This is a genomic window from Arachnia propionica (genome assembly GCF_003932785.1).
Taxonomy (GTDB): Bacteria; Actinomycetota; Actinomycetes; order Propionibacteriales; family Propionibacteriaceae; genus Arachnia; species Arachnia propionica_B.
In genome coordinates this window covers 24,563-31,131 of the sequence record NZ_RQYT01000037.1, presented here as the reverse complement: position 1 = coordinate 31,131, position 6,569 = coordinate 24,563, and the positions used below count along the sequence as shown (strand labels likewise).

Annotated in this window: 5 protein-coding genes; 1 reads left to right on the top strand and 4 read right to left on the bottom strand. The window is 61.6% G+C overall.

All coding sequences use genetic code 11. From position 1 onward, the window contains the following. The first annotated feature begins 167 nt into the window (after positions 1-167). On the top strand, positions 168-1,469 hold the full coding sequence (locus EII35_RS15990) for a hypothetical protein (protein ID WP_185744316.1): 1,302 nt from the start codon (positions 168-170) through the stop codon (positions 1,467-1,469). Positions 1,470-1,902: 433 nt separating this feature from the next. Here EII35_RS15990 and EII35_RS12455 read toward each other — a convergent pair whose 3' ends face one another. From EII35_RS12455 to EII35_RS12440, 4 genes are all read right to left on the bottom strand, one after another. After that, positions 1,903-2,880 (bottom strand): DUF1015 family protein, encoded by a 978-nt coding sequence (locus EII35_RS12455; RefSeq protein ID WP_185744315.1) that lies wholly within the window; start codon positions 2,878-2,880, stop codon positions 1,903-1,905. Positions 2,881-3,009: 129 nt separating this feature from the next. After that, the gene (locus tag EII35_RS12450; protein WP_125228787.1) at positions 3,010-4,236 is read right to left on the bottom strand and encodes a sensor histidine kinase; all 1,227 of its coding nucleotides are present in this window, start codon (positions 4,234-4,236) and stop codon (positions 3,010-3,012) included. Between the two features lie 402 nt (positions 4,237-4,638). Beyond that, positions 4,639-5,616 (bottom strand): 2,3-diaminopropionate biosynthesis protein SbnB, encoded by a 978-nt coding sequence (gene sbnB, locus EII35_RS12445; protein WP_260465121.1) that lies wholly within the window; start codon positions 5,614-5,616, stop codon positions 4,639-4,641. 139 nt (positions 5,617-5,755) lie between these two features. Continuing rightward, on the bottom strand, positions 5,756-6,418 hold the full coding sequence (locus EII35_RS12440; protein WP_260465120.1) for an ABC transporter permease: 663 nt from the start codon (positions 6,416-6,418) through the stop codon (positions 5,756-5,758). Between the last annotated feature and the right edge of the window lie 151 nt (positions 6,419-6,569).

The window sequence follows — 6,569 nt, the reverse complement described above, 5'->3', positions numbered from 1 at the left end:
AGGCTTCCGCAGCATCGTCAACTACGTCGCCAGATGCCTACTCGACGCGGGCGGGTTCAGACCCCTGATCCACTCACTTCTGTGAAGAGCCATTTTGAGATGGCGAACCAGGTCGAAGCGGAAGCGGTGGCCTTGGATGAGTTCAAGATCACGGATGGGAAGAAAGTATGAAGATCGACACCAGTGGCCTTCAGAACTGGCCTGATCCGGTAGCCGTTGTGGATGCAGGCTCTGAGCTCTGCAAGAGCGGGGGAGGGTATGGAGAGGCCGCGTTGGCGGTGGACAACACGTGGCAGAACCTGAGGTCAAGTTACAATAGTCCTCATCAGGATCAGATGTATGGCGCGCTCAGGCCTGCGGTGGATTGTTCTGAAATTGTCTCCAACGGTTGCATCTCTGTGGGTGTGGTGATGACAATTTTCGGAGATGGGGTATCCAAACTTACTTCTTCGAGAGATGATCTCCTGAAGGAGGTGGAGGACCATGAGTCCAAACCTGGAGAAGCGTTGCAGGATCAGGAGTGGGAGCCGGGGCAGGACTATTTTGCGAGACAGGATCATGCTGCTGCGGGCCGGGAGATTCAGGATCGCATCAACAGCCTGGTCAGGGAATACGAGGGACTCGTCGATGACGCCGCAAGTGGGCTGAGGCACATCGGGGATGACGGCCTGGGTGAAGCCGACTCCTCGTACTGGAGTGATGTCTCTCTCGGTACCGCGATCACAGTGGTCACTTTCATGGTTGAGCGCGTCGGCGTCGGTGACACGGAAGTGACTCAGCGCTATTTCATGGAAGCGTATGGTCAGCAGATCGAACTCCGTCCGCTGATACATAGGGAAAAGAGTTACTTCATCGATTGGACCGGCGTTCTCGGTCCTGACGGCAGTGCTGCTGCCGACGGGAGGGGATTCCTTGACCGCTTCAAGGCGGAGCTTGACAAGGCGTACATGGGTGAACCGACCTATGTGAACCGTGGGGCGCCTGGTACTGGAGTTCGTTACAATCCTGACGAAAGATACCCGGAGATCAGCGTGGAGGAGCGTGTGAGAACGCGCAGCGGCGCGTCCAATTGGCGCATGGCGGGGAATGCCGTAGGTTTGTTCGGAACCGGTGCCCTGGTCGTCGGTGAATTGTTGGAGGCGGACCGTAGATTGCGGGAGGAACGCCCCGAACTTTCGCGAGAGGAGCGGCATGGGCAGGCTCTTCAAATTGCAGCTGTTCGCTCTGCCTCTCAGGTGCTCGTGGAGGATACAGTAACAAGGGTGGCCAGCGCAGCCGTTGGTGCAGCAATCGGAACGGCCGTTTGTCCTGGAGTTGGTACGGCAATTGGGCTTGCTATTGGTGTGGCCGTTGGTCTTGCATCCAGTATCCCCACAGGGGATGACAGGTCAGCTGGAGATCGCGTCGCAGATGCCGGTGAGGCAGCCGTCAATGGAATCGTCGACTTCTTCAGCGGATCTGGTGGGTAAGGGTGTTGCTCATGGCGGCGTATTCTTCCTTCCTCCCGCTGGTCGAGCCGGGGCCGGAGCCTGCGAAGGACCCGCGTCGAGACTTGGTGGGGTTCCCGCCCAACCTGAGCCCCGGTACCGTGCGCCAGCGAAAAGAGGCGTGAACAACGTCCTTGGAGTACGCGTGGACAGGCGCCTCCGCTGCGGTCACCATGGTCACGAATCGCCGCTTTGCTTCGGTGAGACTGCGATGTGAACGCTGCCATGGAAGCAGGGCGGCGGTTCCTGCCCAAGTCGGTTTCGCCTGTCTTGTCTGGGGTTCGCCCACCCGCGCCCGGGAGGCTTCATTCAAGCAACAGTGAAGCACCTGTTCAGAGCCACATTGACCGCTTGCCTGAACAAACCTCAAGATGTCGAGGAGTTCGGGTGATCTCGGTTCGTTCATCCTCCGGTTTCAGAACCTGCGAATGACCATCGAGACCGGGGGCTTGGGCTGGAACCATGTCGCCTTCTCCGGGAGCAGACGGCCGCTCGATGCGTGTTCGAGCACTGAGGTGAGGGGAGGTGGCTGGAGGAGGATAGCGACGCCATGGTTGGTCACAGCAGCGCGGAGTGCGTCATCGGGGTCATGGTGGAAGGACCATGAGCGCGAGGTGCTCGCCAAGATCGGGCCCAGAGCGGCTTCGATGGCCGAAGTGGCCAAGCTTGCCTCGTCGCAGGGGGAAGCGACGAGATGGCGGTGGCCGTCACTGATGAGGAAATCGTGTGGACCTCCTTCCGCCAGGAGTTGCTTCGGATCCCTGAGGGGGGCGTGGGTTGACTCCCTGACGGAGATCCCCGCCGCTGCCGCGACCTCAGCTGGCGTGATGTCGTTGATGACGCGGTGGATTGCCCCGAGGTGGAGGGAGTTGCCTCGGGTGTCGATGAGCATCGCGAGAGCATGGCCTATCGCCAGGTGGGAGGCGAGTCTGTGATGACCGTCGGCCACGAGCGCCGGTGCTTTCCTGAATTCGGCATGGAGAGCGGCCGTCGCCCAGCTCTTCTCAACCCGCCAGATCCTCGAGGTGGTGGTTGCGGAGCTGACCTGAGCGGCGATCTTCCTCGCGTCCTTGAGGATCCGGACGAGGATCCGAGCGAACGGGGTCATGCGTTGGATGAGGAGAATCGGTTCGATGTCCACGCGGCCGTCACGGAAATGGTTCAACATGGCTGACGTCTCGGCATGGTCGATGGCCTCGTGGGGCAGGATCGCTGTCCCCAGCCCTTCCGAGAGGTCAAGCTCCACGATTACGCCGTGAACCGTCACCCCGTCCACGGCGTACTCCGTGATGTAGGTCGACTCCGGATCATGCCGGAGGATCCCGGCGCTCTCCCAAGCGTTGAGTCGTTGGGTGAATCCTGCTGGGTTGGCGGGCCATCCCAGCCTTCTCACATTGGTCCGGATGCGGGTTTCCGGTGAGTGGGGTGAACGCTGCCGCTGGAGCGTCGGGCAAGGTGGCGATGGCGTGGGAACCACCCGTTCCGGTGCGCTGCAATCCGGTGCGACTCTCTGGCGGACCCTCTAGCGGAAGGGGTCTTCCAAGCGGGTGGGCATGGTGGCCTCGACCACCCACAGGTCCTCGTCCGGCCCGGCGTGGTAGTGGCCGCCGACGGCGCGAACCCTCTCACGCAGACTCGTGAGGCCGTGGACGCGGTCCGGCTCCCGGGCAGGTGAGGAACCGTGGGTGCTCCCGCTCCGCGCTGCGTAATCGTTTGTGATCCGTATGGTGACGTGGGTGGGTGTGACCCCTAGGACGAATGAACAGGCGGCGCCTGGAGGCGCGTGTTTGATGATGTTGGTCGTCGACTCCTGAATGATTCGTGTGCACGTGGTCTTCAAGGAGAAGGGCAGCTCCTCCGCCCCGGGGTCCACGGACATTTCGGAGACCCGGAACCCCAGCTTGGAAAGCGAGTCCTCCTTCTGCTCCATCTGTTCGATAAGGCTGGGGCTCGGCACCATGTGGGGGGACAGCGGCTGCGGTTCGTCCGGTTGGCCGCTGTTGAGCACCTGCAGCAGTGCTCGGAGGTCGGCCAGGGCGTACCGTGCTGAGTTGTCGATGATCTTCAACGTCTCGCGAAGCTCGTCCACATCGTACGAACGGCTCTGGGCCATGACCTGCATCGTGATCACTGTCATGTGATGAGCGACGACGTCGTGCAATTCCCGCGCGAGGTTGTGGCGTTCCTCCTGGCGTATCCGCTCCTGCTGTGCCTCGACAGCCTTCAGGTGCTTCTGTGTCTGTGCCGTGCGAATGACCAGGAATCTGAGTGCCAATCCCACGAGAACGACGATCATCGTGAGCCACATGCTGATCCACCAGAAAGCTGCGAGGTTGTTCGGTTGCACGATGTCGTGGTGCCAGACGACGAGAGCGACCCATGCCACTGTGGTGAGGCACTGGATGAGAGGCAGTCGAGGTTGGCACAGCGAAGTCAGTGCCAAGAGGATCAGCAAGGAGGCCACCAAGGGAAATCCCGGCCGCTGGGTGGCGAATGTTGTCCCCATGGCGAGCGTGCACAGGATCATCGAAGCCTTTGCAGAAATGAGGGAGATGCCGATTGCGGCGTAAGAAAGAACGGCCTCGAGCGTGATCCAGAGGGTCAAGGAATCCCAAGGATCATGGCGGATGATGTCCAGATCGCTCAGCAGGGTCACGAAGGCCACGCAGGGGAGGCCCAGCCTCAGCCATTGGGGTGGCAGGGTGTAGTACTCAGGCGGTCCCCATGTTCCCCATTTCAGTGTGCGCATGCCGCTTCCATTCTGTTGCCATCGCGCCTTGGGTTTGTCGGTCCTTTATTGCCGACAGAAGAGGTGGAAGAAGGGGGTGCTGCAGAAGCCAGTTGTGTGGATCTCTTGAGAAGGGGGGATGGCGTAGGAGGGGGTAGCATCTGCGGGGAGTGTGCTCAAAGAAAGTGTGGCCAATGTGGCAACAATCGTCGTTGCGACTTTGCTTTTCATGATTTTTCTCCTTTTGTGTTACTGGAACTGGCGCTGTTCCTTCATTTTAGGGTCAATCCTAATGGGTTTTTCGGTGGCTGGTAGTCTACCATTGACCAGTTGCGGGGCGTCTTTTGTCTGTGCGTGGGGCCTCGCGAGGGGGTCCAGCCCGACCGACGGGGCCCGTCTTGGTGACAGACGGACGAATCTGGATCACCATCGTGTGGTCTCCCCGAAGAAGTCGGGAACGAAGGTGCCACGCCCTGTCCGGACGCACTCACGGTGGACCAGTGACCCCACTGCCAGATCGAGCACACCGAGTCCGAAGGGGGAGAACACGGTTGGTCGGCCGGGGTTGAGGGCGACCCGGTTGAGGAGGACGCCTCCAAGCGTACCGGTGACGAAGTCCCGGTGCCCCAGCTGCTGCTCCAGTAGGTGCGGTGTCGTGTCTGCTTTCAGACAGTGATCGATGTCGTCGAGCACATTGTTGCAGTTCAGCAGCGATGCGGGCGACAGATCCCTCAGGGAGATGTTGAGGACCAGCTGTCCTGGCCTCAGGCGGAATGTGTCCGCGACGTATGGGACGGCTGCGGTGGTTGCCAGTACCACGAGGTCGGATGACAGGGCCTTCTCGAGGGAGGTCACCTCAGCCTGCGTCCCCACATGGCAGGCCAGTCGCGAGGCAGATGTCGGATCGAGGTCACAACAACGGACGTCGGATGCCAGCCGACCTGAAGCGGAGAGATGGTCAGCGATGGTCCGTGCGATGACTCCGCCGCCGACGAATCCAACCGACTCCGGAGGTCCACCGAGTACTGAAGCCGCCAGAGCGGCGGAGGCGGCAGTCCGGTGGGCGCTGATCCCGCTCGATTCGAGTACGGCGTAGGGGAAACCCGTCTCGCAGTTGTTGAGAACCAGGACGGCAGATGCCCGTTGGAGGTTGTGGGTGATGTTGCCGGGGAAGCTGGCGATCCACTTGATGCCCGTCACCGATGCTATGGGATCCTCGTCCCCGAGGTACGCTGGGAGCGCGATGATCCGAGCCTCCGGTCGTTCGGGGAAGCGGAGGAAGCAACTGTTCGGGTTGACGTTGCGCCCCTGCTCGTGTTTCACATAGGCCGAGGCGACGGCGTCGACGATGTCCTGGAGGCGGTTGGACAAGCTGCAATCCACGTCGGCGGCGCCGATCACCAGGATACCAACGGGGCCTTCGTGTGATGTGTTGGGCACCCAATGAGTTCAGCCACGCGAGGGTTCCGCAGCCACGGTTGGAGCATGCGAGGGAGTTGGGCTCCCTGCCCGGGCGTCAAGAGGGCGTACATGACGGATCTCACACCCTTCCCGTGCTGCGGGAGAACCGTCGGACCCCCCAGAGGATGAATCCGAGAAGCCAAGCGAGGGCGTTGACGACCGCCCAGCCCAACGAGTTGTGCTCCCCGGAGAAGGTGTGGCCGTCGGTCAACGCGTACCGCGCGATGGTGGAGACCCCGAACATCGGAGTGACGCGTCCAAGCTCCAGCATCGCGCCGCTGAGCGGGATGAAGAGGTTCCCGATGAAGGCGAAGGCGGTGATGGTCAGGCCCGGGATGTGCATGACCACCTCGGGGCGAAGAGTCAGGCCCAGTGCTATCCCCAGGGCGGCGAAGATCCCTGAACCCAGCCAAGCGACGAGTAGGCCGGAGACCCAGATGATCGCGCTGCCCCGGGCCCCGGTGAGCGCTCCCAGGAAGCCAACCACGGACACTGGTACTGCTGCCGCCAGCACAGCAGCGAGTACTTTCGCCACCACGTACTTCGCGCCACCCAGCGGAGTCATGCCGATGGTCCGCATCCAACCGGAGGCGTGCTCGACGGATATCCCGACGGCTGTCGCGGTCGCGGCTGCGGCTCCGCCGTAGATGGCGATGCCAATGGTCATCCACATGGCGAAGTTCCCGTGGGGAAGCTCGACCCCTGTGGGGCCGGTGCGGAACAGGGCCAGGTACAACACCATGGGTAGGGCCAGTGTGAAGACCAAGGAGGAACGGCGGAAAGGACGTTTCAGTTCGTATCGCAGATATCCGACGGGAATCCCTCTCTGTGTTCTCGAGGGCTGGGAGTTCGTGCGGTGTGATGTGTGTGCGGCGATGGCAGTTCTGGAGGTT

Excerpts from the sequence above, each read along its gene's own strand:
- EII35_RS15990 (WP_185744316.1), top strand. The coding sequence starts at position 168 with ATGAAGATCGACACCAGTGGCCTTCAGAACTGGCCTGATCCGGTAGCC.
- EII35_RS12450 (WP_125228787.1), bottom strand. The coding sequence starts at position 4,236 with ATGCGCACACTGAAATGGGGAACATGGGGACCGCCTGAGTACTACACC.
- EII35_RS12440 (WP_260465120.1), bottom strand. The coding sequence starts at position 6,418 with ATGGTGTTGTACCTGGCCCTGTTCCGCACCGGCCCCACAGGGGTCGAG.